General features: G+C 69.9%; 19 protein-coding genes. 10 read left to right on the top strand and 9 right to left on the bottom strand.

All coding sequences use genetic code 11. The annotated features are described in order from the left end of the window. Positions 1-8: 8 nt before the first annotated feature. Genes ACWD0J_RS18565 through ACWD0J_RS18550 form a run of 4 tightly spaced genes read right to left on the bottom strand, consistent with a single transcriptional unit; the run spans position 9 to position 3,906 of the window. Positions 9-785, bottom strand: a complete 777-nt coding sequence (locus ACWD0J_RS18565) for a succinate dehydrogenase/fumarate reductase iron-sulfur subunit (RefSeq protein WP_451496878.1) — start codon at positions 783-785, stop codon at positions 9-11. After that, complete coding sequence (locus ACWD0J_RS18560; protein WP_451496877.1) at positions 782-2,716, bottom strand: fumarate reductase/succinate dehydrogenase flavoprotein subunit; 1,935 nt, start codon at positions 2,714-2,716, stop codon at positions 782-784. The genes ACWD0J_RS18565 and ACWD0J_RS18560 overlap by 4 nt, the downstream gene beginning before the upstream one ends. A gap of 24 nt (positions 2,717-2,740) precedes the next feature. Beyond that, entirely contained in the window at positions 2,741-3,580 is an 840-nt protein-coding gene (locus ACWD0J_RS18555; protein ID WP_451496876.1) for a hypothetical protein, read from the bottom strand. Positions 3,581-3,615: 35 nt separating this feature from the next. Beyond that, the gene (locus ACWD0J_RS18550) at positions 3,616-3,906 is read right to left on the bottom strand and encodes a hypothetical protein (protein WP_451496875.1); all 291 of its coding nucleotides are present in this window, start codon (positions 3,904-3,906) and stop codon (positions 3,616-3,618) included. A 286-nt stretch (positions 3,907-4,192) separates the two neighbouring features. Here ACWD0J_RS18550 and ACWD0J_RS18545 point away from each other — a divergent pair, with 286 nt between their 5' ends. The 7 genes from ACWD0J_RS18545 (at position 4,193) to ACWD0J_RS18515 (ending at position 15,138) form a co-directional block, all read left to right on the top strand. After that, positions 4,193-6,472, top strand: coding sequence for an ABC transporter family substrate-binding protein (locus tag ACWD0J_RS18545; RefSeq protein ID WP_451496874.1), 2,280 nt, complete (start codon positions 4,193-4,195; stop codon positions 6,470-6,472). A gap of 247 nt (positions 6,473-6,719) precedes the next feature. Then, a complete protein-coding gene (gene typA / locus ACWD0J_RS18540; RefSeq protein ID WP_451496873.1) occupies positions 6,720-8,627 on the top strand; it encodes a translational GTPase TypA in 1,908 nt (635 codons plus the stop codon). Positions 8,628-9,293: 666 nt separating this feature from the next. Continuing rightward, positions 9,294-10,919: a peptide ABC transporter substrate-binding protein gene (locus ACWD0J_RS18535; RefSeq protein WP_451496872.1), complete on the top strand. Its 1,626-nt coding sequence runs from the start codon at positions 9,294-9,296 to the stop codon at positions 10,917-10,919. 141 nt (positions 10,920-11,060) lie between these two features. After that, a complete protein-coding gene (locus ACWD0J_RS18530; protein ID WP_451496871.1) occupies positions 11,061-11,993 on the top strand; it encodes an ABC transporter permease in 933 nt (310 codons plus the stop codon). After that, positions 11,986-12,936 carry an ABC transporter permease gene (locus tag ACWD0J_RS18525; RefSeq protein WP_451496870.1) on the top strand — a complete coding sequence of 317 codons (951 nt, stop codon included), beginning with the start codon at positions 11,986-11,988 and terminating at the stop codon, positions 12,934-12,936. The genes ACWD0J_RS18530 and ACWD0J_RS18525 overlap by 8 nt, the downstream gene beginning before the upstream one ends. 11 nt (positions 12,937-12,947) lie before the next feature. After that, positions 12,948-13,997 (top strand): ABC transporter ATP-binding protein, encoded by a 1,050-nt coding sequence (locus ACWD0J_RS18520; RefSeq protein WP_451496869.1) that lies wholly within the window; start codon positions 12,948-12,950, stop codon positions 13,995-13,997. Further along, positions 13,990-15,138: an ABC transporter ATP-binding protein gene (locus ACWD0J_RS18515; RefSeq protein WP_451496868.1), complete on the top strand. Its 1,149-nt coding sequence runs from the start codon at positions 13,990-13,992 to the stop codon at positions 15,136-15,138. Before ACWD0J_RS18520 ends, ACWD0J_RS18515 begins: the two co-directional genes overlap by 8 nt. A gap of 280 nt (positions 15,139-15,418) precedes the next feature. On the opposite strand, the gene ACWD0J_RS18510 is transcribed toward ACWD0J_RS18515, so the two are convergent. Genes ACWD0J_RS18510 through ACWD0J_RS18490 form a run of 5 tightly spaced genes read right to left on the bottom strand, consistent with a single transcriptional unit; the run spans position 15,419 to position 21,236 of the window. Continuing rightward, positions 15,419-16,396 (bottom strand): ABC transporter ATP-binding protein, encoded by a 978-nt coding sequence (locus ACWD0J_RS18510; protein WP_451496867.1) that lies wholly within the window; start codon positions 16,394-16,396, stop codon positions 15,419-15,421. Further along, positions 16,393-17,388, bottom strand: coding sequence for an ABC transporter ATP-binding protein (locus tag ACWD0J_RS18505; protein WP_451496866.1), 996 nt, complete (start codon positions 17,386-17,388; stop codon positions 16,393-16,395). Before ACWD0J_RS18505 ends, ACWD0J_RS18510 begins: the two co-directional genes overlap by 4 nt. Then, on the bottom strand, positions 17,385-18,326 hold the full coding sequence (locus ACWD0J_RS18500) for an ABC transporter permease (protein WP_451496865.1): 942 nt from the start codon (positions 18,324-18,326) through the stop codon (positions 17,385-17,387). Before ACWD0J_RS18500 ends, ACWD0J_RS18505 begins: the two co-directional genes overlap by 4 nt. Next, positions 18,323-19,378 carry an ABC transporter permease gene (locus ACWD0J_RS18495; protein WP_451496864.1) on the bottom strand — a complete coding sequence of 352 codons (1,056 nt, stop codon included), beginning with the start codon at positions 19,376-19,378 and terminating at the stop codon, positions 18,323-18,325. Before ACWD0J_RS18495 ends, ACWD0J_RS18500 begins: the two co-directional genes overlap by 4 nt. Then, entirely contained in the window at positions 19,371-21,236 is a 1,866-nt protein-coding gene (locus tag ACWD0J_RS18490; RefSeq protein ID WP_451496863.1) for an ABC transporter substrate-binding protein, read from the bottom strand. Before ACWD0J_RS18490 ends, ACWD0J_RS18495 begins: the two co-directional genes overlap by 8 nt. 406 nt (positions 21,237-21,642) lie before the next feature. Between ACWD0J_RS18490 and ACWD0J_RS18485 the strand changes: the two genes are divergently transcribed. The 3 genes from ACWD0J_RS18485 to ACWD0J_RS18475 are packed head-to-tail and all read left to right on the top strand — an operon-like array spanning position 21,643 to position 25,174. Further along, entirely contained in the window at positions 21,643-23,274 is a 1,632-nt protein-coding gene (locus ACWD0J_RS18485) for a peptide ABC transporter substrate-binding protein (RefSeq protein ID WP_451496862.1), read from the top strand. A 6-nt stretch (positions 23,275-23,280) separates the two neighbouring features. Beyond that, positions 23,281-24,204, top strand: a complete 924-nt coding sequence (locus ACWD0J_RS18480; RefSeq protein WP_451496861.1) for an ABC transporter permease — start codon at positions 23,281-23,283, stop codon at positions 24,202-24,204. After that, a complete protein-coding gene (locus ACWD0J_RS18475; protein ID WP_451496860.1) occupies positions 24,197-25,174 on the top strand; it encodes an ABC transporter permease in 978 nt (325 codons plus the stop codon). The genes ACWD0J_RS18480 and ACWD0J_RS18475 overlap by 8 nt, the downstream gene beginning before the upstream one ends. The last annotated feature ends 8 nt before the right edge of the window (positions 25,175-25,182 follow it).

Genomic DNA, 25,182 nt, shown 5'->3' with positions numbered 1-25,182 from the left:
CGCGCGGTTCAGCCGGACGCCGGCCGCCGCCGGATCTTGTTCCCGAGCCACACGAGCGGGTCGTACTTGCGGTCCACGGCCCGTTCCTTCAGGGGGATCAGCGCGTTGTCCGTGATCTTGATGTTCTCGGGGCAGACCTCCGTGCAGCACTTGGTGATGTTGCAGTAGCCGAGTCCGTGCTCGTCCTGGGCGGTCTTCTTGCGGTCCAGGCCGGACTCGGCGGCGGCGTCCAGCGGATGCATGTCCAGTTCCGCGATCCGCATCAGGAAGCGCGGGCCGGCGAACGCCGTCTTGTTCTCCTCGTGGTCGCGGACCACATGGCAGGTGTCCTGGCAAAGGAAGCACTCGATGCACTTGCGGAACTCCTGCGGCCGGTCCACGTCCTCCTGCATCATCCGGTACTCGCCGGGGCCGAGTCCGGCGGGCGGCACGAACGCCGGGACCTCGCGGGCCTTCGCGTAGTTGAAGCCGACGTCCGTGACGAGATCCCGTACCACCGGAAAGGCGCGCAGGGGCGTGACGGTGATCGTCTCCTCGCGGGTGAACACCGACATGCGGGTCATGCACAGCAGCCGGGGGCGTCCGTTGATCTCGGCCGAGCACGAACCGCACTTGCCCGCCTTGCAGTTCCAGCGGACGGCGAGATCGGGGACCTGGGTGGCCTGGAGGCGGTGGATGATGTCCAGGACGACCTCGCCGTCGTTCACCTCGACCTCGAAGTCCTGAAGGCCGCCGCCCTCGATGTCACCCCGCCACACCTTGAAGCGGGCGTCGTAGCTGCTCATTCGTACAGCTCCTCCTCGGCGAGGTACTTGACCAGCTCCTCCTTGTCGAAGAGGGCCAGCAGGTCGCGGCGGACGGGTTCGGTGGACTCACGGGTGAGGTCGATCTGGCCGCGCACCGGGTCGGTCGCCGCCAGCCCCCCGGTGGGATCCGTGAGCCGGCACAGGAGGTTGACCCGGCGCCACTCGCGGTCCATCGCCGGGTGGTCCTCGCGGGTGTGGCCGCCGCGCGACTCCGTGCGCTCCAGCGCGGCCCGGGCCACGCACTCGCTGACCAGCAGCATGTTCCGCAGGTCCAGCGCGAGATGCCAGCCGGGGTTGAACTGGCGGTGCCCCTCCACGCCGGCCCGGCGGGCCCGTACGCGCAGGTCCGCCAGTTTCTCCAGGGCCTGCTCCATCTCCCCCTCGCGGCGGATGATGCCGACCAGGTCGTTCATGGTCTGCTGGAGCTCCTGGTGCAGGGTGTACGGGTTCTCCGGCGGCGCCCCGGCGGGCTCCTCGGCCTCCGCCGAGAACGGCCGCAGCGCCTCCGCCGCCGCCGTGTCGACCTGGACGTCGTCCACCGGCGGCCGGTCGGCCGCGAGCCCGGCCGCGTGCTCCGCCGCGTGCCGGCCCGCCCGCCGCCCGAACACCAGCAGGTCGGAGAGGGAGTTGCCGCCGAGCCGGTTGGAGCCGTGCATGCCGCCGGCCACCTCACCGGCCGCGTACAGCCCCGGCACCCCGCGGGCGGCGGCGGTGTCGGACTCGACGGCGATGCCGCCCATCACGTAGTGACAGGTGGGCCCGACCTCCATCGCCTCCGCGGTGATGTCGACGTCGGCCAGCTCCTTGAACTGGTGGTACATGGACGGCAGCCGGCGCCGGATGACCTCGGCGGGCATCCGCGTCGACACGTCCAGGAAGACCCCGCCGTGCGGGGAGCCGCGACCCGCCTTCACCTCGGAGTTGATCGCGCGGGCCACCTCGTCGCGGGGGAGCAGCTCGGGCGGGCGCCGGTTGTGGTCCGGGTCCTCGTACCAGCGGTCGCCCTCCTCCTCGGACTGGGCGTACTTCTCCTTGAAGACGTCGGGGATGTAGTCGAACATGAACCGCTTGCCCTCGGAGTTGCGCAGGACGCCGCCGTCGCCGCGCACCGACTCGGTGACCAGGATGCCCTTCACCGACGGCGGCCAGACCATGCCCGTGGGGTGGAACTGCACGAACTCCATGTTCAGCAGGGGTGCGCCGGCGAGCAGGGCCAGCGCATGGCCGTCGCCCGTGTACTCCCACGAGTTCGACGTCACCTTGAAGGACTTGCCGATGCCGCCGGTCGCGATCACCACGGCCGGGGCCTCCAGCACGAAGAAGCGGCCGGACTCGCGCTCGTACCCGAAGGCGCCCGAGACACGGTTCCCGTCCATGAGGATCCGGGTGACCGTGCACTCCTGGAACACCTTCAGCCGGGACTCGTAGTCCCCGGTCTCCCGGTGGTCCTCCTGCTGGAGCGCGACGATCTTCTGCTGGAGGGTGCGGATGAGTTCCAGGCCGGTGCGGTCGCCGACGTGCGCGAGGCGCGGGTACTCGTGGCCGCCGAAGTTGCGCTGCGAGATCCGGCCGTCCTTCGTCCGGTCGAACAGCGCGCCCCAGGTCTCCAGCTCCCACACCCGGTCCGGCGCCTCCTGGGCGTGCAGCTCGGCCATCCGCCACTGGTTGAGGAACTTGCCGCCGCGCATGGTGTCGCGGAAGTGGACCTGCCAGTTGTCTCCGGCGTTGGCGTTGCCCATCGCCGCCGCGATGCCGCCCTCGGCCATCACCGTGTGCGCCTTGCCGAACAGCGACTTGCAGATCACGGCGGTACGGGCACCGCGCTCACGTGCCTCGATGGCGGCGCGCAGGCCCGCGCCGCCCGCGCCCACCACGACGACGTCCCACTCCTGGCGGTCGACCACGGTCATCTCACGTCCCCACTCGTCACTCGTCTAGAAGAAGCGCGGATCGTCGAAGGCACCGGACGCGACCAGGTACACGTAGAAGTCGGCGAGCGCCACGCTGACCAGCGACGCCCAGGCGAGCTGCATGTGCCGGGCGTTGAGCTTTCCCACCCACCGCCACATCCGGTAGCGCACCGGATGCTTCGAGAAGTGTTTGAGCTTGCCGCCGACGATGTGCCGGCAGGAGTGGCAGGAGAGCGTGTACGCCCAGATCAGCACGATGTTGACCAGGAAGACCAGGGTGCCCAGCCCCATGTGGCCCCAGTCGTAGTGCTCGTCGCGGAAGGCGAGCACGGTGTCGTAGGTCAGGATCCCGGCGACGAGGATCGCGGCGTAGAAGAAGTACCGGTGGATGTTCTGCAGCACCAGCGGGAAGCGGGTCTCGCCGGTGTACTTCTTGTGCGGCTCGGCCACCGCGCAGGCCGGCGGGGACGCCCAGAAACCCCGGTAGTAGGCCTTGCGGTAGTAGTAGCAGGTCAGCCGGAAGCCGAGCGGGAAGATCAGGATGATGATCGCGGGGGACATGCCCCACCAGCCGCCGAACAGGTCCCCGTTGGGGCCGGAGCGCATCGCGTCGCAGTTCTCCGCGAGGCACGGCGAGTAGAACGGCGAGACGTAGGGCGCCGCGTAGTAGTCGGTGTTCGCGAAGGCCCGCCAGGTCGAGTACACGATGAACGCGAGCAGGCCCGCGGCCGTGGCGGCCGGGGCCAGCCACCAGCGGTCGGTGCGCAGGTGCGGGGCGTCGATCGCGGCGCGCGTAGGGGTGCGTACGCCGCCGCCCGGGGGATGGGGGTCTTCGGTGGCGGGGGGTTCCGTACCAGTGGCCAATGCGTGACTCCGGTCGGTTCGGGACTCCGGACGGCTCAGGGTGCGCGGCGGTCGCGGGCGCCGAGTCCCTCGTCGTCCGTGTCGATCCACAGCGAGTCGTCGTAGGGGGTGTCGGAGATGGTGACGAGATCCGGGCGCTTGGGCGAGACGGCCGTGGCGGCCGCCTCGCGCAGCAGCGCGACACTCTCGCGCAGGTGGTCGGCGTCGGTGCGGACCCGGCGTATCTCCAGGCCGCCGCCGCCGAACTGCTGCTCCAGGCGTTTGACCGACCGGGTCAGCTCGTCGAGGCAGCGCTGGACTGACATCAGCTCGTCGTGCACGGACATGACGTGACCTCACTTCCGTGGGCGGGCGTGCCCTGGGCGGCAACGTTCATGCGCCTGCGAGTGTTGCGCGTCACACCTGCCGGTGGGAAGGGATGTGCACCGATTGGCCGAGGCGGATGGGTGCACTCCTGGTGCGTTGCGCCGCACGGGTGGGCTTCCCGGCTGTGGTCGCCGTGTCGCCGTCCGTTGCCGAACCCTTTCCTCTTCAGTGGCCGCATACATGTGATCAGCTCTATATACCGCCAAATGTGATCATAACGCCCGCGGCACCCGGAGGTAAGCAGAGATGTCCCACGACGGCGCCGGACCCAGGCCCTCTCGTCCCTCCCCGGCCTGCCGCGGGGCGTCCGGCGCGGCCCTGCGGCCGGCCGTCCTCCTCACGGCGGGAGCCCTCGCGGTGTCCGCGCTGGCCGGCTGCAGCTCCGAGGACCAGGCGGGCAAGCCCCTCGCCGGCCAGGACATCGCGCCGGCCGCCCGCGCCCGGGTCGCCGACGGCGGCACGCTGCGCTGGGCCGTGGACGCCGTACCGGAGACGCTGAACACCTTCCAGGCGGACGCGGACGCCACCACCACCCGGATCGCGCAGGCCGTGCTGCCGGTGATGTACCGGCTGGACGGGAACGGGCGGCCGGAGCGCGACCCGGACTACCTGGAGTCCGCGAAGATCGTCGAGACCGAACCCCGGCAGGTGGTGCTGTACAAGCTGAACCAGCAGGCCGTGTGGAGCGACGGCCGGGAGGTCGGCGCCGCCGACTTCGCCGCCCAGTGGCGTGCCCTGTCCGGCAAGGACACCGCGTACTGGACCGCCCGCAACGCCGGCTACGAGCGCATCGAGCTAATCGAGCGCGGGGCGAACGACCTGGAGGTCAAGGTCACCTTCGGGCGGCCGTACGCCGACTGGCAGTCGCTGTTCTCGCCGCTGTACCCGAAGGACGTCATGGGCAGCCCGGACTCCTTCAACGACGGGGCCCGGCGGAAGCTGAAGGTCACCGCCGGCCCGTTCTCGCTGAAGAAGGTGGACCGCGAGGACGACGAGGTCACCCTCACCCGCAATCCGCGCTGGTGGGGCGAGCCCGCCAAGCTGTCCGGGATCGTGCTGCGGGCCGTACCGCGCGACAAGCGGACCGCGGCGCTGGCCGCCGGGAAGCTGGACCTGGCCGAGATCGACCCCGAGGCGGCCGGGCGCATCACCCGCGCCGCCCGCGCCCAGGGCACGGGCGCCCCGCTCCAGGGTCCGGGCGGCAGCCGTGCCGCCCTGTCCGCCGCCGACGCCCTGCGCTCGTGGGCCGTCGCCCACGGCTCCGACGACGAGGAGGCCGCCGACAAGGAGATCAGGGCGCGCAAGAAGCAGCGCCGGGCGGTCGCCCGGTACGAGCGCCAGCAGGCGGCCCTGCGGGGCTTCGAGGTCCGCAAGTCGCTGGAACCCGCCTACACCCAGCTCGCCCTCAACGGCGCCGACGGTCCGCTCGCCGACGAGCGGGTCCGCCGGGCCGTGGCCCGCGCCCTCGACCGCAAGGAACTGGCCAAGGTGGTCCTCTCGCCGCTCGGTCTGCCCGCGGTGCCCGTCGGCAGCCACCTCGCGCTCGCCGGGCAGGCCGCCTACGCCGACAACAGCGGCGCGCTCGGCGGCCAGGACACCGCGGAGGCGCGGGCGCTGCTCGCGGACGCCGGGTGGGTGCCGGGCGGCCCGGTGAAGAAGGAGAAGAAGAAGGGCGAGAAGGCGGCCGGCGCGGAGGGCGAGAAGGCCGGCGGGTCCCAGAAGCAGGACGACGAGGAGTCGGCGGGCGGTGACGAGGGCACGTACATCGTCGGCGAGGACGACAAGGCGCGCGGCGAGGCGGACCCGGGGGATCGCGAAAGGCACGGGGAGGACGGCGGCACGCACCTCGCCCAGGACGGCAGGCAGTACGCGAACCAGGTGAAGCAGGGCGGCGCGCCCGGGGCGTACGCCCCCAAGGGGACCGCCGCGCCGGCCGGTGCCGCGGCCGGCGCGCTCGCCAAGGACGGCAAGCCGCTCACGCTCCGCTTCGTGCTGCCCTCGGGCCCCGGCTCGCAGCCGCTGCGGACCGTCGCCGACCACATCACGGGCATGCTGGCGAAGGTCGGCATCCGCACCGAGGTCTCCAAGGTCGCGGACGAGAGCTACTTCAAGGACCACATCGCGTCCGGCCAGTACGACCTCGCGCTCTACTCCTGGCCCGCGACCGCCTTCCCCGCGACCGACGCCCGCCCCATCTTCGCCAAACCGGTCCCGGCCGCCGACGGCTCCCTGAACGTGGAGCAGAACTACACCCGCGTCGGCACCGACCAGGTCGACCAGCTCTTCGACCAGGCCGTCGGCACGCTCGACCAGAACGAGAGCCGCAGCCTCATCCGCAAGGCGGACTCCCGCATCTGGGCCGCCGCCGGCTCCATCCCCCTCTTCCAGCGCCCCCAGCTGACAGCCGTGCGCAAGGACGTCGTCAACGCGGGCGCCTTCGGCTTCCGGACACCGGTCTACGAGGACATGGGCTTCCTGAAGAAGAAGGGGACGCGTCCGTCGGCCGGGGGGTCGTCCGACGACTGATCCGCGCCCGCGCCTCGAAGACCGCACGACGCCTGCCGCCCTCGGCCCGGCGTCCCGCGCAACGGGACCGGCCGCCACCGAGAAGGCCTGATCCGGCCCCCTGCGGGCGGTGCGCGGCGGCCCGCGCAAGCCGCTTCCCTCATGGCCCCGTACCATGGGGTGAGGCCGTGGCATGTTCAGCCCGGCAGGGCGCGCGTAACACAGATGTACGCGCAGCCGTCCTCACACTCCGGGAGTACGCCGCAATATGGCCACGCGCCACGACATCCGTAACGTCGCCATCGTCGCCCACGTCGACCACGGGAAGACGACCCTCGTCGACGCCATGCTCAAGCAGGCGGGTGCCTTCGCCGCGCACGCCGCCGAGTCGCTCGACGACCGCATGATGGACTCGAACGACCTGGAGCGTGAGAAGGGCATCACGATCCTGGCCAAGAACACGGCGGTGAAGTACCACCCGAAGGATGGCAGCGATGTCATCACCATCAACATCATCGACACCCCCGGCCACGCCGACTTCGGCGGTGAGGTCGAGCGCGGCCTGTCGATGGTCGACGCGGTCGTGCTGCTCGTGGACGCCTCCGAGGGCCCGCTCCCGCAGACCCGCTTCGTGCTGCGCAAGGCGCTGCAGGCCCGCCTGCCCGTCATCCTGTGCATCAACAAGACGGACCGCCCCGACTCGCGCATCGACGAGGTCGTCAACGAGGCCTACGACCTCTTCCTCGACCTCGACGCCGACGAGGAGCAGATCGAGTTCCCGATCGTCTACGCGTGTGCGCGGGACGGCGTGGCCTCGCTGACCAAGCCGGAGGACGGCACCGTCCCCACGGACAGCGACAGCCTGGAGCCGTTCTTCACCACGATCCTGTCGCACGTCCCGGCCCCCGAGTACGACGAGGAGGCCCCGCTCCAGGCGCACGTCACCAACCTGGACGCGGACAACTTCCTCGGCCGTATCGCGCTGCTGCGCGTCGAGCAGGGCGAGCTGCGCAAGGGCCAGACCGTCACGTGGATCAAGCGCGACGGCACGATGTCCAACGTGCGCATCACCGAGCTGCTGATGACCGAGGCGCTCACCCGCAAGCCCGCCGAGAAGGCCGGCCCCGGTGACATCTGTGCCGTCGCCGGTATCCCGGACATCATGATCGGCGAGACCCTCGCCGACCCCGAGAACCCGATCCCGCTTCCGCTGATCACGGTCGACGAGCCGGCGATCTCCATGACCATCGGCACCAACACCTCGCCGCTGGTCGGCCGGGGCGGCACCGGCAAGGGCGCGGAGAACAAGGCCGTGGTCAAGGACCGCAAGGTCACCGCCCGTCAGGTCAAGGACCGTCTCGACCGCGAGCTGGTCGGCAACGTCAGCCTCCGGGTCCTGGACACCGAGCGCCCCGACGCCTGGGAGGTGCAGGGCCGCGGTGAGCTGGCGCTGGCCATCCTGGTCGAGCAGATGCGCCGCGAGGGCTTCGAGCTGACCATCGGCAAGCCGCAGGTCGTCACCAAGATCGTCGACGGCAAGGTGTACGAGCCGGTCGAGCGCATGACGATCGACGTCCCCGAGGAGCACATGGGCGCGGTCACGCAGCTCATGGGCGTCCGCAAGGGCCGGATGGACAACATGTCGAACCACGGTTCCGGCTGGGTCCGCATGGAGTTCGTCGTCCCGTCGCGCGGTCTCATCGGCTTCCGTACGGAGTTCCTGACCGGCACGCGCGGCACCGGCATCGCCCACTCCATCCACGAGGGCCACGAGCCGTGGTTCGGCACGCTGACGACCCGTAACAACGGATCCCTGGTCGCCGACCGCGCCGGTGCCGTCACCGCCTTCGCGATGACGAACCTCCAGGAGCGCGGCGTGCTGTTCGTGGACCCGGGCACCGAGGTGTACGAGGGCATGATCGTCGGTGAGAACTCGCGCTCCGACGACATGGACGTGAACATCACCAAGGAGAAGAAGCTCACCAACATGCGGTCCTCCTCGGCCGACTCGTTCGAGGCGATCGTCCCGCCGCGCAAGCTGTCGCTGGAGCAGTCCCTGGAGTTCTGCCGCGACGACGAGTGCGTCGAGGTCACCCCGGAGGCCGTCCGCATCCGCAAGGTGAACCTGGACGCCCGCGAGCGCGCCCGCGCCGCGAGCCGCGCCAAGCACGGCTGACGGGCCGAGCACGGCTGACGGGCCGAGCACGGCTGACCGGCCGGGTACGGCTGACGCCGGGCTTCGCCGACGCACCACCGGGCACCCCCGCCGAGCGGCGGGGGTGCCCGGTGCCGTCCGGGGGGTCATAGGGAAAACCCTCTATTTACACCGGTGGGCCCGCGGGGGCCGGTCGTCGGCACTACCCTGCTCCGGTGAGTGGCTCGTCCGCCGGTGTCCTACCGTGCGTCGACAGCGCGTTGACACTGCGTCAGACATTTTCACTCCCGCGTCTGCGGCTTCGTGGGCACGCCGGCGGAATCCAGCACGGTGGCCAGGGGACACGCAAGGTGTTTTTCACTGCGGAACGTCCGCAATGCGGACGGTCGCGCCCGATAGTTGTGTAACAAGTCCGTTTCGCAGGGATCTTTCAGCAAACTGTTTGTCCGGATTTTGGAAGATGTAGGCGACAGGTGTGATCGAACCGAGACCAAACGGGTGTGGCTCGGTCGTGGCGCATGGCAGATAGTTAGGCGCGTAGAGCTCGGATCGACGGGTCAAGCGCGGCAGTCTGCGCCGACTCACGAGCGCGGGGGCATCTGACTTTCTCCGGTACCGGTGACGGTGACGGTTGTGTGTCATGTGCTCCCCTTTGCGGTGAATCATTGGACTCATGAGGAGGAACCCATGCGCGGTGCCAAGAGCGCCAAGTGGGTCGCGATAGCCGCGGCTGTGGCCCTGGGCGCGACCGCCTGTGGTGGTGGCAGCGGTGACAGCGGCGACGACACCAAGGCCGCGGTCGACCCGAACGGCAAGTTCTCGATCGAGGTCGGCGAGCCGGAGAACCCGCTGCAGCCGGCGAACACCATGGAGTCCAACGGCAGCATCGTGACGAAGGCCCTGTTCACCGGGCTTGTCGACTACGACTCCAGCGGCAAGATCGTCATGATGAACGCTCAGTCGGTCGACACGACGGACAGCAAGACCTTCACGGTCAAGCTCAAGGCGGGCTGGAAGTTCCACGACGGCACCCCCGTCACCGCCGAGTCCTACGTCAAGGCGTGGAACTGGGCCGCCAACCCGGCGAACAAGCAGACCAACAGCTTCTGGTTCTCGGACATCCAGGGCTACGCGGACGTCGCCCCCGAGAAGGGCAAGGCGAAGGCCACCGAGATGTCCGGCCTGAAGGTCGTCGACGACAGCACCTTCACCATCACGCTGAGCGCCCCGCTGCCGTACTTCACCTACAAGCTGGGCTACGAGGTCTTCTCTCCGCTGCCCGAGTCCTTCTACGCGGACCCGAAGGCCGCGGGCGAGAAGCCGGTCGGCAACGGCCCCTACAAGTTCGTCAGCTGGGACCACAAGAAGCAGATCGAGGTCGCCCGCAACGACGACTACCAGGGTTCGAACAAGGCCAAGAACGGTGGTGTGATCTTCAAGAACTACACCAACCTGGAGACGGCCTACGAGGACCTGAAGTCCGGCAACGTCGACGTCCTGCGCCAGATCGCGCCTCGTGACCTGCCCGTCTACAAGAACGACCTCGGCGACCGCGCCGTGGACCAGGCCTACTCCGCGATCCAGACGGTCGCCCCGGCCTTCTACACCAAGCAGTGGAAGGGCATCGACCCGAAGGTCCTGCAGGGCCTGTCGATGGCGATCGACCGCGACACCATCACCAAGACCGTGCTCCAGGGCACCCGTGAGCCCGCCACCGGCTGGGTCGCCAAGGGCGTCACCGGCTACCAGGCGGACCTGGGCACCGACATCTTCACGTACGACCCGGCGAAGGCCAAGGAGCTCATCAAGGCCGGCGGCGGCGTTCCGGGCAACAAGATCTCCATCCAGTTCAACGCGGACGGCGGTCACAAGGAGTGGGTGGAGGCGGTCTGCAACTCCATCACCAAGGCCACCGGCGTGGCGTGCACCGGTGACTCCAAGGCCGACTTCCAGGCCGACCTCCAGGCGCGTGAGGCGAAGGAGGTCAAGTCCATGTACCGCTCCGGCTGGGTGCTCGACTACCCCTTCAACGCCAACTTCCTGCGCGACCTGTTCGGCACCAAGTCGTCCGGCAACCAGAGTGGCTTCTCCAACAAGGAGATCGACGCCCTGATCACCGAGGCCGACAGCGCGAAGACGCTGGAGGAGTCGGAGAAGCTGTACCAGGAGCTGGAGAAGAAGCTGCCCGACTACATGCCGAGCATTCCGCTCTGGTACTACAAGGTCAACGCGGGCTTCTCGGAGAAGGTCACCGGCGTCAAGTACGCCCAGGACGGCGACCCGATCCTGACCGGCGTCGAGGTCAAGAAGTAACCGCAACGGACCGTTGTCCCGGGCGCGGCGCGACCGCGCCCGGGGAACGGCAGCGGCTGGGGGGCCCTTTCCGCACGTATCCACACGTGGTGCGCGGGGGAAGGGCCCGTCCGCTGCCGCCGTGACTGACATGGAGGCACGATGGGGCGCTACGTCGCACGACGACTGCTCCAGATGATCCCGGTGTTCATCGGGACGACTTTGCTGATCTTTCTCATGGTCTACGCCCTGCCCGGTGACCCCGTGCGCGGCCTCTTCGGCGACAAGGGCGGCAGCCCGCAGGTGATCGCCGCGCTGAGACATGAGTACGGCCTGGACCAGCCGATCCTGGTGCAGTACTGGAATTACATGAAGGACATGGTCCTGCACGGCGACTTCGGCACGCAGATCGCCAGTGGCCGCCCGGTCACGGACGTGCTGGGCGAAGCGTTCCCGGTGACCTTCCGCCTCGCCTCCCTGGCCTTCGCCATCGAGCTCGTCCTGGGTATCTTCCTGGGTGTCGTGGCGGGCCTGCGCGCCGGGCGGCTCACCGACAACGTGGTTCTCGTGATGACCCTGCTGTTCATCTCGGTCCCGGTGTTCGTCCTCGGCTTCATCGCCAAGCTCGTGTTCGCCGAGCAGCTCCACTGGCTGGACCCGAACGTGAGCGACTCGACGAACTACGGTCAGCTGTTGATGCCGGCGATCGTCCTGGCGACCGCCTCCCTGGCCTACGTGACCCGGCTCACCCGCACCTCGATCGCGGAGAACCGCCGCGCGGACTACATCCGTACGGCCATTGCCAAGGGCCTGCCGAGGAACCGCGTGGTGGGCGTCCACCTCATGCGCAACTCGATGATCCCCGTGATCACCTACCTGGGCACCGACATCGGTGCGCTGATGGGCGGTGCCGTCGTCACCGAGGGCCTGTTCAACATCCAGGGCGTGGGCGGCACGATCTACCACGCCCTGGTGCGGCGTGAAGGGACCACGCTGGTCGGCCTGGTGACGATCCTGGTCCTCATCTATCTCCTCGCCAACCTGCTGGTCGACCTGCTCTACGCGGTCCTTGACCCGAGGATTCGCTATGCCTGACGTGACCAAGACCGACGTCAAGACCGGCTCGACGGACCCGGTCGGCGGGGCGCCCACGGTGGCTGCCCTCGAGACCAGATCCGAGAAGACCCGCAGTCTGTGGGGCGACGCCTGGGCCGACCTGCGGCGCAGCTGGATCTTCATCATCTCCAGCGTGCTGATCTTCTTCCTGCTGCTGATCACGTTCTTCCCCGGCTGGTTCACCAGCGCGGAACCGATCCTCGGCGACCTGTCCAAGCACTACCTGCAAAAGCCCAAGCTGGGAGACGTCGGCTCGGCCGGGTGGCTCGGTTACGACCAGCAGGGACGCAGCGTGTACGCCCGTCTCATCTACGGCACCCGGGCCTCCATCGCCGTCGGCTTCGGCACCACTGTCCTCGTCACGCTCGTGGGCGGCCTGGTCGGCATGATCGCCGGATACTTCGGCGGCGTCGTCGACGCGGTCCTGTCACGGCTGACGGACGTGTTCTTCGGCATCCCGTTCCTGCTCGGCACCATGGTCGTGCTCAACTCCTTCCCGGACCGCACGACCTGGATCGTCATCGGCGCGCTGGGCTTCTTCGGCTGGACGCAGATCTCCCGCGTGATGCGCGGCGCGGTCATCACCACCAAGCAGTCCGACTACGTACAGGCCGCCAAGGCGCTGGGCGCGAGCACCCCGCGGATCATGTTCCGGCACATCCTGCCGAACACCCTCGCCCCGGTGATCGTCGTCGCCACCATCTCGCTCGGTGTCTACATCGCCGCCGAGGCCACGCTGTCCTTCCTGGGCCTCGGCCTCAACGGCGTGTCGTGGGGCAACGACATCTCCGACGGCGGCAACCAGATCCGCGTCGCCCAGTGGATCATGCTCTACCCGTCGATCATGCTCAGCATCACGGTGCTGGCATTCATCATGCTCGGTGAGGCCGTGCGCAACGCCCTCGATCCGAAGATGCGCTGAGGGAGGCGTACGTGACCGTCATCGAAGAAGTAACCGTGCCCTCGCCTCGCGACGGCGACGGCGAACCGCTGCTCGAAGTGCGTGACCTGCACGTCGAGTTCCACACCCGCGAGGGTGTCATCAAGGCCGTCAACGGCGTCAACTACAGCGTCAAGGCGGGCGAGACGCTCGCCGTGCTCGGCGAGTCCGGGTCCGGCAAGTCCGTCACCGCACAGGCGATCATGGGCATCCTCGACATGCCGCCGGCGAAGATCCCGCAGGGCGAGATCCTCTTCCGCGGCCAGGACATGCTGAAGATGTCCGGCGAGGAGCGCCGCAAGATCCGCGGTCGCCGGATCGCCATGATCTTCCAGGACGCGCTCAGCTCGCTCAACCCGGTGCTCAGCGTCGGCTACCAGCTCGGCGAGATGTTCCGGGTGCACCAGGGCCTGTCCAAGAAGGACGCCAAGGCCAAGGCGATCGAGCTGATGGACCGGGTGAGGATCCCGGCCGCCGCGGCCCGGGTGGGCGACTACCCGCACCAGTTCTCCGGCGGTATGCGCCAGCGCATCATGATCGCCATGGCGCTGGCGCTGGAGCCGGACCTGATCATCGCCGACGAGCCCACCACGGCCCTCGACGTGACGGTCCAGGCTCAGGTCATGGACCTGCTCGCGGAGTTGCAGCGCGAGTTCAACATGGGCCTCATCCTGATCACCCACGACCTCGGCGTGGTCGCCGACGTCGCGGACAAGATCGCGGTGATGTACGCGGGCCGGATCGTGGAGCGTGCCCCGGTGCACGAGCTGTACCACCGTCCGGCGCACCCCTACACGCGGGGCCTGCTGGACTCGATCCCGCGCCTGGACCAGAAGGGCCAGGAGCTCTACGCGATCAAGGGCCTGCCGCCCAACCTGCTGCACATCCCGACCGGTTGCGCCTTCAACCCGCGCTGCCCCAAGGCCCGGGACATCTGCCGCACGGACATCCCGGACCTCTTCCCGGTGACCGAGCCGGACGGCAGCGAACTGGTCGGCCGCGCGTCGGCATGCCACTTCTGGAAGGAGACGATCCATGGCTGAGCTCAACAAGAACGACGAGCCGCAGGACGCCACGCCGAACGTCTCCGACGTCGAGGTCGTGGACGCCCACTCCGAGACGGAGGCGGTCGCCGCGATCGAGGCGCCCGTCGGCCGGGGGGAGCCGATCCTCCAGGTGCGCGACCTGGTCAAGCACTTCCCGCTGACCCAGGGCATCCTGTTCAAGAAGCAGATCGGCGCCGTCAAGGCCGTCGACGGCATCTCCTTCGACCTCTTCCAGGGCGAGACCCTCGGTATCGTCGGTGAGTCCGGCTGCGGCAAGTCCACGGTCGCCAAGCTCCTGATGATGCTGGAGACGGCGACGGCCGGCGAGATCTTCTACAAGGGCCAGGACATCACCAAGCTGTCAGGCCGGGCTCTGAAGGCCGTACGCCGCAACATCCAGATGGTCTTCCAGGACCCGTACACGTCGCTCAACCCGCGCATGACGGTCGGCGACATCATCGGGGAGCCCTTCGACATCCACCCCGAGGTGGCCCCGAAGGGCGAACGGCGCCGCAAGGTGCAGGAGCTCCTCGACGTCGTCGGTCTCAACCCCGAGTACATCAACCGGTATCCGCACCAGTTCTCCGGCGGCCAGCGCCAGCGCATCGGCATCGCGCGCGGCCTGGCGCTGAACCCCGAGATCATCATCTGCGACGAGCCGGTGTCGGCGCTGGACGTGTCGGTGCAGGCGCAGGTCATCAACCTGATGGAGCGACTGCAGGACGAGTTCAACCTCTCGTACCTGTTCATCGCGCACGACCTGTCGATCGTCCGGCACATCTCGGACCGGGTCGGGGTCATGTACCTCGGCAAGATGGCCGAGATCGGCAGCGACGAGCAGATCTACGACCACCCGACGCACCCCTACACCCAGGCGCTGCTGTCGGCGGTCCCGGTGCCGGACCCGTCGGCCCGTGAGGGCCGTGAGCGGATCATCCTGACGGGTGACGTGCCGTCCCCGGCCAACCCGCCGTCGGGCTGCCGCTTCCGCACCCGCTGCTGGAAGGCGCAGGACAAGTGCGCCGAGCAGGAGCCGCTGCTGGCCGTGCCCGAGCGCTTCAAGGGCGCGGACACCCCGGCGGCGCACGAGTCGGCGTGCCACTTCGCCGAGGAGAAGGACGTCGTGCACGCGGCCTGACGCGCCCACGGACCCCGGCCGGTTCCCGGCGCCCCACGAGGGTGCCGGGAACCGGCTTCGCCCCGGTCGGCTCCGGGCGCCCTCGCGGGATGACGCCGGTCGGCGACGGTTCACCGCGTGTGGTGGCATGCCTGATCAGGGGTGGAGGCGGGGCATCGTCACGGATCCGTGGGCTGTTGCCACTGTTGCTGTTGGTGCGTGGGGGGCCGATCGCCGGTCCCCCGCGCCCCTGAACGCCGGTCCGCTGGGCCTGCTGCGGTTCCGGGCGGCCGGTGTCACGTCACGCCGTGATCCGTGTCCGCGCCCAGTGACACGCGACCTGTGCCTCCCCGCCCCCGTCCAGCACCCCGGGGTCCTCGCTCCGGCACGCCTGCGCGACTCCCGCCCGTCGCGCCTCCCCGCTCGCCAGGATCTGGCAGCGGGCGTGGAAGCGGCAGCCGGAGGGGATGCGGGAGGGGTCCGGGGGCTCGCCGGTGAGGACCACAGGGGCGCCCGGCGCCTCCGGGAGGACCGACAACAGGGCCTGGGTGTACGGGTGCTGCGGGGCCGTCAGGACCTCCTCGACCGCGCCGGTCTCCACGATCCGGCCCAGGTACATCACCGCGACCCGGTCCGCGATGTTCCAGGCCAGCCCCAGGTCGTGGGTCACCACCAGCGCGGCCAGGCCGAGGTCGGTACGCAGCCGCAGCAGCAGGGCCAGGATCTCGCCGCGTACGGAGGCGTCCAGGGAGGCCACCGGCTCGTCGGCGACGAGGAGTTCGGGCTCCAGGACCAGCGCGCCCGCGATGACGACCCGTTGACGCTGGCCGCCGGACAGCTCGTGCGGGTAGCGCAGGAAGAAACGCTCGGGGGGACGCAGGCCCGCCCGGGACAGGGCCTCGGCCACCGTCGCCCGTTCGTCGCCGCGGTGGCCGTGGATGCGCAGGCCCTCCGCCACCGCGTCGTACACCGTGTGCCTCGGGTTCAGCGAACCGGTCGGGTCCTGGAGGATCAGCTGGACGCGTTTGCGGTACGCCTTCAGGGCCCGGGACGAGTACTCCAGCGGCTGCCCGGCGAAGCTGACCCGTCCCGCCGTCGGCCGCACCAGGCCCAGCAGCGCGCGGGCCAGCGTCGTCTTGCCGCAGCCCGACTCGCCGACCAGGGCCACGATCTCCCCGGCCCGGATGTCGAGTTCGACGCCGTCCACCGCGCGGGCCGGCGGGCCGCCGTGCCGGCCCGGGTGGGCCACGTGCAGTCCGCGCACGTTCAACAGGGTCATGTGCCGCTCCTCGCGTCCTCGGTCGCGGTGCGGCCCGGCACCGTCTCCGGTACGTGCACGCAGGCCGCCCGCCGGTCCGGTCCCGCCTCCCGCAGGGGCTGGTCGTCCACGGCGCAGGAGTCCAGCGCGACCGGGCAGCGCGGGTGGAAGGCGCAGCCGGCGGGCAACGCGGCCGGGTCGGGCGGGTCGCCGGCCAGGCCGCGCGGGGCGAACCGGGAGGCCGGGTCGCCGATACGCGGGAACGCGGCCGACAGGGCCTTGGCGTAGGGGTGCACCGCGTCCTCGTGCACCGTCCGGGCGGGGCCCTCCTCGACCACCCGGCCCGCGTACATCACCGCGAGCCGGTCGCAGGTGTCGGCGAGGACCGCCAGGTCGTGGCTGATCATGATCAGGCCCAGGTCCTGCTCGGTGACCAGCTCCTCGATCAGCCGCAGGATCTGCGCCTGGATCATCACGTCCAGGGCGGTGGTCGGCTCGTCGGCGATGACCAGCCGGGGTGCGCAGGCCAGTGCCATGGCGATCATGACGCGCTGGCGCTGGCCGCCGGACAGCTCGTGCGGATACGCCGACGCCCGCGCCGCCGGCAGCCCCACCTGTTCCAGCAGTTCCCCGGCCCGCTTCTTCGCCGTGGCCGATGTCGCCTTGCGGTGCAGCAGGATCGGCTCCGCGATCTGGTCGCCGACGCGGTGCACGGGGTTCAGCGAGTGCATCGCCCCCTGGAACACGATCGAGGCGCCCGCCCAGCGGACCGCCCGCACCTGCCCCCACCGCATCGCCAGCACGTCCTCGCCGTCCAGCAGGACCTGCCCGCCGACCCGGGTCCCGGCCGGCAGCAGCCGCAGCAGCGCGAGGGCCAGCGTGGACTTCCCGCAGCCCGACTCGCCCGCGACGCCGAGCTTGTGCCCGGCCGCGAGCCGCAGATCCACGCCCCGCACCGCGGCGACCCCGCCCGGGTAGGTCACCTCCAGGTTCCGCACCTCCAGCAGCGTCACCGTTCCACCCCCAGCCGCGGGTCGAGCACGGACTCCACCGCACGCCCGCACAACGTGAACGCCAGCGCGACCGCGGCGATCGCGATCCCGGGCGGCACCAGGTACCACCAGTCCCCGGAGCTCACCGCCCCCGCCTCCCGCGCCTCCTGGAGCAGCCCGCCCCACGACACCACCGTCGGATCGCCGAGCCCGAGGAAGGCCAGCGTCGCCTCGGCGAGGATCGCCCCGGAGACCATCAGCGTCGCCTGGGCCAGCACCAGCGGCATCACGTTGGGCAGCACGTGCCGGGACATGACGTGCCAGTGCCCGCCGCCGAGCGCCCTGGCCCGTTCGATGTACGGCCGTGACTCCACCGCCAGGGTCTGCGCCCGCACCAGCCGGGCGGTGGTCGGCCACGTGGTCACGCCGATCGCCAGGATCACCGTGCCGAGCGAGCGGGACATCACGGTGGCCAGCGCGATGGCGAGGACCAGCGTCGGCATCACCAGGAACCAGTCCGTGACCCGCATCAGCACGGTCGCGTACGCCCCCTTGAAGTGCCCGGCCGTGATGCCCACCAGGGTGCCGATCGTCACCGACAGCACCGCGGCCAGCAGCCCGACGAGGAGCGAGACCCGCGACCCCCACACCAGCAGGCCCAGCAGGTCCCGGCCGAACCGGTCGGTGCCCAGCCAGAACGTGCCGCTCGGGCTCTCCATCGGCTGCCCCGGCGCGTGGGTCACCCCGGCCACGTCGGAGCCGACGGTGAGCGGCGCGGTCAGCGCGACGAGCGAGAACAGGGCGAGCGCGGCCAGGCCCAGCAGCCCGGCGCGATGCGTGCGGTACCGGGTCCAGAACCGTACGAGGGAGCGCCGCCGCCGCTGCCGGGCGAGCCGGCGCGGACCGGCCGGGGCGGCCGGGGCGGCCGGACCGGCCTGCGGCGGTGTCTTGGTCGTCATCGGCCCACCCGTGGGTCGAGCAGTGGATAGACCAGGTCGGCCAGCGTGTTCATGATGATCACCGCCGCGGCGAAGAAGAGGAACAGGCCCTGGACCAGGGGCAGGTCCGGCACGCTCAGGGCCTGGTAGAACAGGCCGCCCAGGCCCGGCCAGGAGAAGACGGTCTCGACGAGGATCACGCCCGCGACCGTCCGGCCGAGGTTGACGAAGACCAGCGTCACGGTCGGCAGCAGCGCGTTCGGTACCGCGTGCCGGCGCCGGACCAGGTCGTCCTTGAGGCCCTTGGCCCGCGCGGTGGTCAGATAGTCGCTGCCCATCTCGTCGAGCAGCGCCGAGCGGGCGACCAGCAGCGTCTGCCCGTACTCGACCGCGACCAGCGTGAGCACGGGCAGGATCAGATGGTGGGCGACGTCGAGGACGTACCCGAACCCCTGCTCGCTGCCCGACTCCATGCCGCCGGTGGGGAACAGCCCGGGGATCGGGCCGATGCCCACGGAGAACACGATGATGAGCAGCAGACCCAGCCAGAACGACGGGACGGAGTAGAGGGTCAGCGCCAGACCGGTGTTCAGCCGGTCCCCGAGCCGGCCGTTGCGCCAGGCGGCGCGGGTGCCGAGGGTGATGCCGAGCGCGGTGTAGAGGACGAACGCCGTGCCGGTCAGCAGCAGGGTGTTCGGCAGCGCCTCGCCGATCTTGTCGACGACCGGGGCGCGGAACTGGTACGAGGTGCCGAGGTCGCCGGTGAGCGCCTTGCCGCAGTAGTCGGTGAACTGCTGCCACATGGGCAGGTCGAGCCCGAACTCGCGGCGGTAGGCGGCCAGTTGCTCGGCGGACACCGGACGGCCGCCGGTCATGGTCCTGACCGGGTCACCCGGGATCAGCCGGAACAGGAAGAACCCGGTGACGAGCACGGCGAGCAGCGACACGGCGGCGCCGCCGACCTTGCCGGCGCCGTACCGGACGTATGCGCTGGTGGTGCGCGCCCGGGGAGTGCGGACGCGGGCCGTCGGCCCGGCGAGCGCCGGGGCGGCGGTCTCGCCGGTGCTATTCACGGTCGTCGGCGGTGGACCGGCGGCGCAGTGCGAAGAGCACCCCGGCGCCCACCAGGACCGCCGCTGCCACGGCGGCGCCGATGACGACTCCGGTCGTGCCGGAGTCGTCGGAGGACCCGTCCGGGTCCGCCGGGACCGCCGACCACCAGCTCCAGTAGCCGTCCTGGCCGTAGATGTTGCCCGCCGCGCTCGGCATCGTCCGGATCGACTTGATCTGGTCGGTCCGGTAGGCCTCGACGGCGTTCGGGTACGCCATGACGTTCATGTACCCCAGGTCGTACAGCCGCGACTGCATCTGCTTGACGAGCGCGGCCCGTCGGGCGGGGTCGTACTCGGCGAGCTGGCGCGCGTACAGGTCGTCGTACCGCTGGTCGCAGACGAAGTTGTCGGTGGCGCCGGTGTCCTTCGGGGTGGCGGGCAGGGCCGCGCAGGTGTGGATCGACAGGACGAAGTCCGGGTCGGGGTTGACGGACCAGCCGTCGAAGGCGAGGTCGTAGGTGCCCGCGAGCCACGGGTCGCTCACGTTGTCCAGGCAGTCGAGGGTGACGCCGATGCCGAGGTCGCCCCACCACTCCTCCAGGTACTGGCCGACCGCCTTGTCGTTCGGGTCGGTGGCGTGGCACAGGAGCCGGTAGGTGATCGGCTTGCCGTCCTTGCCGAGGCGCTTGCCCGCGCTGTTCTTCCGGTAGCCGGCCTCGTCCAGGAGCCGGGCCGCCTTCTCGGGGTCGTGGGCGAGCTTCTGGGCGGCCGAGGGCTTCCAGAAGTACGGCGAGAAGCGCGGCGGGATGTAGCCCGCGCCCTCGACGGCGTGGCCCTGGAACACCTTGTCGATGACGGTCTCGCGGTCGACCGCCATGAACAGGGCGTGCCGCACCCGCCGGTCCAGCAGGGAGGGGTGGCCGTCGCCGAACTTCTGGCCGTTCTTCGCCCGGGCGCCGGGGTTGACGGCGAGGGCGTAGAAGCGGCGGCCGGGGGCGTCGTTGACGTGGATGTCCTTCTCGTCCTCGAGGGAGGCCGCCTGAGCGGGCGTCAGGGACGGGGAGCCCGCGACGAAGGAGACCTCGCCCTTGCGCAGGGCGGCCACGGCGGCGTCCTGGTCCTTGTAGTAGCGGAAGACCAGCTCGTCGAACTTGGGGGCGCCGCGCCAGAAGTCCTTGTTCGCCTTGAGACGTACGTAGCTGTCGGGCTTGTAGCCGGTGAGGACGAACGGCCCGTTCCCGACGATGGGGAAGGTCTTGTCGTTGTCGGACTCCGAGAAGTCGTCCACCTTCTCCCAGACGTGCTTGGGCACGATCGGCACGTCGAGGGCGGTCATGGTGGCCTGCGGCTTCTTCAGCTCGATGACCAGCTCGGTGGGGCTGGGGGCGGTGACCTTCCGGAAGTTGGTGACGAAGCTGCCGTTGGCGGTGGCGGCGCCCTCGTCGGTCATCATCGTGTTGAAGGTCCAGGCCGCGTCCTCGGCGGTGGCCTGCTCGCCGTCCGACCACATGGAGTCGGAGCGGATCGTGTAGGTCCAGGTCAGCTTGTCGGGGGACGACTTCCACTCGGTTGCCAGGCCGGGGACGGCGTGCGCGTCCCCCGGGTCGTAGTTGGTGAGGTACTCGTACGTCAGCCGGTGGATGCTCGTGCTGAGCAGCCGGGAGGCGAGGAACGGGCTCAGCGAGTCCACGCTCTGCGCGACCGCGACGGTCAGGACGCGGTCGCCCTCGGCGGCCGAGGCCTGCCGGGGCGCCGGGTCGAGCGGCGTCGCGAGTCCGGCCGAGAAGGCCAGGGCGCCCGCGACGGCGACGGCGACGAGCTTGGCGGCGCGTGCGTTCCTCGGGCCCGGGAGCCCTCTGCCGTGGACTGGTGTGCTCATGGTCGTGACCTCGCGTCATCGCTCGCACAGGGACGGCTTGTTGGAGTGCTGGATCGGACCGGAACCGGGTGACGCCGACGGATTGATGAGTGTGTCTATCAGCGCTGCTCGGCACCCGTCAACGGCGCGTGAAGGCCGTGTGGCCTGCGGAAACAATCCGCTGACGGAAGGGAGACAGTCATTGGTCCATACCGGTGAAGCCTGCCTGGTGAGGGCGTGGCGATGTTCCCCGGCCGTTTCTGTCCCTCCTGCCGGTGACGTCGGCGGACGGCTGTGCGAGCGGTGACCCGTACGGCCCGTGCTCGCGTGCGGTATGGCGTGTTTGTGACGATATTGGCCCGTAACGGATCAGCATCCCGGCGCCGGGCGCCCAGCGCGCTGCGCGGGCACTCAGAGGAGGCACTCCATGCGTGGAGCCACGCACGCCACATGGGCCGCCTGCGCGGTGGCGGCCGCCCTCGCGGCGACGGCCTGCGGAGGCGGCGGCAGCGACAGCGGCGGGGACGGCGCCGCGGTGCTCAGCGCCTCCTGGGGAGACCCGCAGAACCCGCTGGAGCCGGCCAACACCAACGAGGTGCAGGGCGGCAAGGTCCTCGACATGATCTTCCGGAGCCTGAAGAGGTACGACCCGGAGACCGGCGAGGCCGAGGACATGCTGGCCGAGAGGATCGAGACCTCGGACTCGCGGAACTTCACCATCACCGTCAAGGACGGCTGGACCTTCAGCAACGGCGAGAAGGTCACCGCCAAGTCCTTCGTCGACGCCTGGAACTACGGCGCGAGTCTGAAGAACAACCAGAAGAACGCGTACTTCTTCGGGTACATCGAGGGCTACGACAAGACGCACCCGGAGGACGGCGGCAAGCAGAGCGCGGACACCCTCTCCGGGTTGAAGGTCGTCGACGACAGAACCTTCACCGTCAGGCTCAACCAGAAGTTCTCGACCTTCCCCGACACCCTCGGCTACCCCGCCTACGCCCCGCTCCCGCGCGCGTTCTTCGACGACCACGACGCCTGGGTGCGGAAGCCGGTCGGCAACGGCCCGTACACCGTCGAGTCGTACACCAAGGGCTCCCAGATGTCCCTGCGGAAGTGGGACGGCTACCCCGGCGAGGACAAGGCGCGCAACGGCGGCGTCGACCTCAAGGTCTACACCGACAACAACACCGCCTACACCGACCTGATGGCGGGCAACCTCGACCTGGTCGACGACGTCCCCGCCTCCCAGCTCAAGAACGTCGCGAGCGACCTCGGCGACCGGTACATCAACACCCCCGCCGGCATCATCCAGACGCTCTCCTTCCCGCACTACGACGCCAAGTGGAGCAAACCGGGCATGGAGAAGGTCCGCAGGGGCCTGTCCATGGCCATCGACCGGGAGCAGATCACCGACACGATCTTCCAGAAGACCCGCACCCCCGCCACCGACTGGACCTCCCCGGTCCTCGGCGAGGACGGGGGCTACAAAGAGGGCCTGTGCGGCGAGGCCTGCGAGCACAGGCCCGACGAGGCCAAGAAGCTGATCGAGGAGGGCGGCGGCCTCCCCGGCGGCCAGGTCAAGATCACGTACAACGCGGACACCGGCTCGCACCGGGAGTGGGTCGACGCGGTCTGCAACTCCGTCAACAACGCCCTCGACAACGACAAGGCCTGCGTCGGCAACCCGATCGGCACCTTCGCCGACTTCCGCAACCGGATCGGCGACGAGAAGATGCCCGGCCCGTTCCGGGCCGGCTGGCAGATGGACTACCCGCTGATCCAGAACTTCCTCCAGCCGCTCTACTACACCAACGCCTCCTCCAACGACGGCAAGTGGAGCAACAAGGACTTCGACAGGCTCGTCGACGAGGCCAACGCCGAGACCGACACGGCCAAGGCGGTGGAGAAGTTCCAGGAGGCCGAAGAGGTCCTGAGGGACAACATGGGCGCCATCCCGCTCTGGTACCAGAACGGCAGCGCCGGCTACTCGGAGCGGCTCTCCGACGTCCGGCTCAACCCGTTCAGCGTCCCCGTCTACGACGAGATCAAGGCCGGCTGAGCGTTCATGGGACGGTACGTCGTCCGGCGCCTGCTCCAGATGATCCCGGTCTTCGTCGGGTCCACCCTGCTGATCTTCCTCATGGTCAACGTGATGGGCGACCCCGTCGCCGGCCTGTGCGGCGAGCGGCAGTGCGATCCGGCCACGGCCGACCGGCTCAAGCAGGAGTTCGGCCTCGATAAGCCGGCCTGGCAGCAGTACCTGACCTACATGGGCAACGTCTTCACCGGCGACTTCGGCACCGCGTTCAACGGCCAGAAGGTCACCGAGCTGATGGCGACGGCGTTCCCGGTCACCATCCGGCTGACCGTCGTGGCGATCCTCTTCGAGATCGTCCTCGGCATCACCCTGGGCGTGATCACGGGTCTGCGCCGCGGCCGGCCCGTCGACACCTCGGTCCTGATGCTCACCCTCGTCGTGATCTCCGTCCCCACCTTCGTCACCGGCCTGCTGCTCCAGCTGCTCCTCGGCGTCGAGTGGGGCTGGATCAAGCCGTCCGTGTCGACGGACGCCGCCTTCGGCGAGCTGATCGTGCCGGGCCTGGTGCTCGCCTCGGTGTCGCTGGCGTACGTGACCCGGCTGACCCGGACCTCCATCGCGGAGAACCGGCGCTCCGACTACGTCCGTACCGCCGTCGCCAAGGGGCTGCCCCGGCGCCGGGTGATCACCCGGCACCTGCTGCGCAACTCGCTGATCCCCGTGGTCACCTTCATCGGCACCGACATCGGCGCCCTGATGGGCGGGGCGATCGTCACCGAGCGGATCTTCAACATCCACGGCGTCGGCTACCAGCTCTACCAGGGCATCCTCCGCCAGAACACCCAGACCGTCGTCGGCTTCGTGACGGTCCTCGTGCTGGTGTTCCTGGTCGCCAACCTGATCGTCGACCTGCTGTACGCCGTCTTCGACCCCAGGATCCGCTATGCCTGAACCCCGGGAACCCGAGGGAGTGATCGCCGCGACCGGCATGGGCGGCGCGATGGACCTCGCCACCAGCGAGGCGACGACCCTGGAGAAGGGGCCGGGCGGGCCGGACGGCACGGAACCCGGGGGCAGGCCGAGAAGCCTCTGGTCCGACGCCTGGCGCGACCTGCGCCGCAACCCGGTCTTCCTCCTCTCCGGCCTGGTGATCTGCTTCCTCGTCGTCATCTCCCTGTGGCCGTCGCTGATCGCCCCGGGCAACCCCCTCACGTGCGACCTCGCCAAGGCCCAGGAGGGCTCGCAGCCGGGCCACCCCTTCGGCTTCGACGGACAGGGCTGTGACGTCTACACCCGCACCGTCCACGGCGCCCGTACGTCCGTCACGGTCGGCGTCTGCGCCACCCTCGGGGTGTCCCTGCTCGGGTCGGTGCTCGGCGGGCTCGCCGGGTTCTTCGGCGGGTTCTGGGACTCGGTCCTGTCCCGCGCCACCGACGTCTTCTTCGCGATCCCGGTGGTCCTCGGCGGCCTGGTCCTGCTGTCCGTCGTCACCAGCGACACCGTGTGGCCGGTGATCGGGTTCATGGTGCTGCTCGGCTGGCCGCAGATCTCCCGGATCGCCCGCGGCGCGGTCATCACCGCCCGGCAGCACGACTACGTACAGGCCGCCCGGGCCCTGGGCGCCTCCAACTCCCGCCTGCTGCTGCGGCACATCACGCCCAACGCGGTCGCGCCGGTGATCGTCGTGGCGACCATCGCGCTGGGCACGTACATCGCGCTGGAGGCGACCCTGTCGTACCTCGGCGTCGGCCTGAAACCGCCGACGGTCAGCTGGGGGATCGACATCTCCTCGGCGTCCGCCTACATCCGCAACGCCCCGCACATGCTGCTGTGGCCGGCCGGGGCGCTCGCCGTCACCGTGCTCGCGTTCATCATGCTCGGCGACGCGGTGCGCGACGCCCTCGACCCGAAGCTGAGGTGAGCCGCCGT

It is taken from the genome of Streptomyces sp. NPDC003011 (assembly GCF_053591515.1).
Note: the sequence above shows the minus strand (reverse complement) of the source record. Positions and strands in the feature narration are given on the sequence as shown.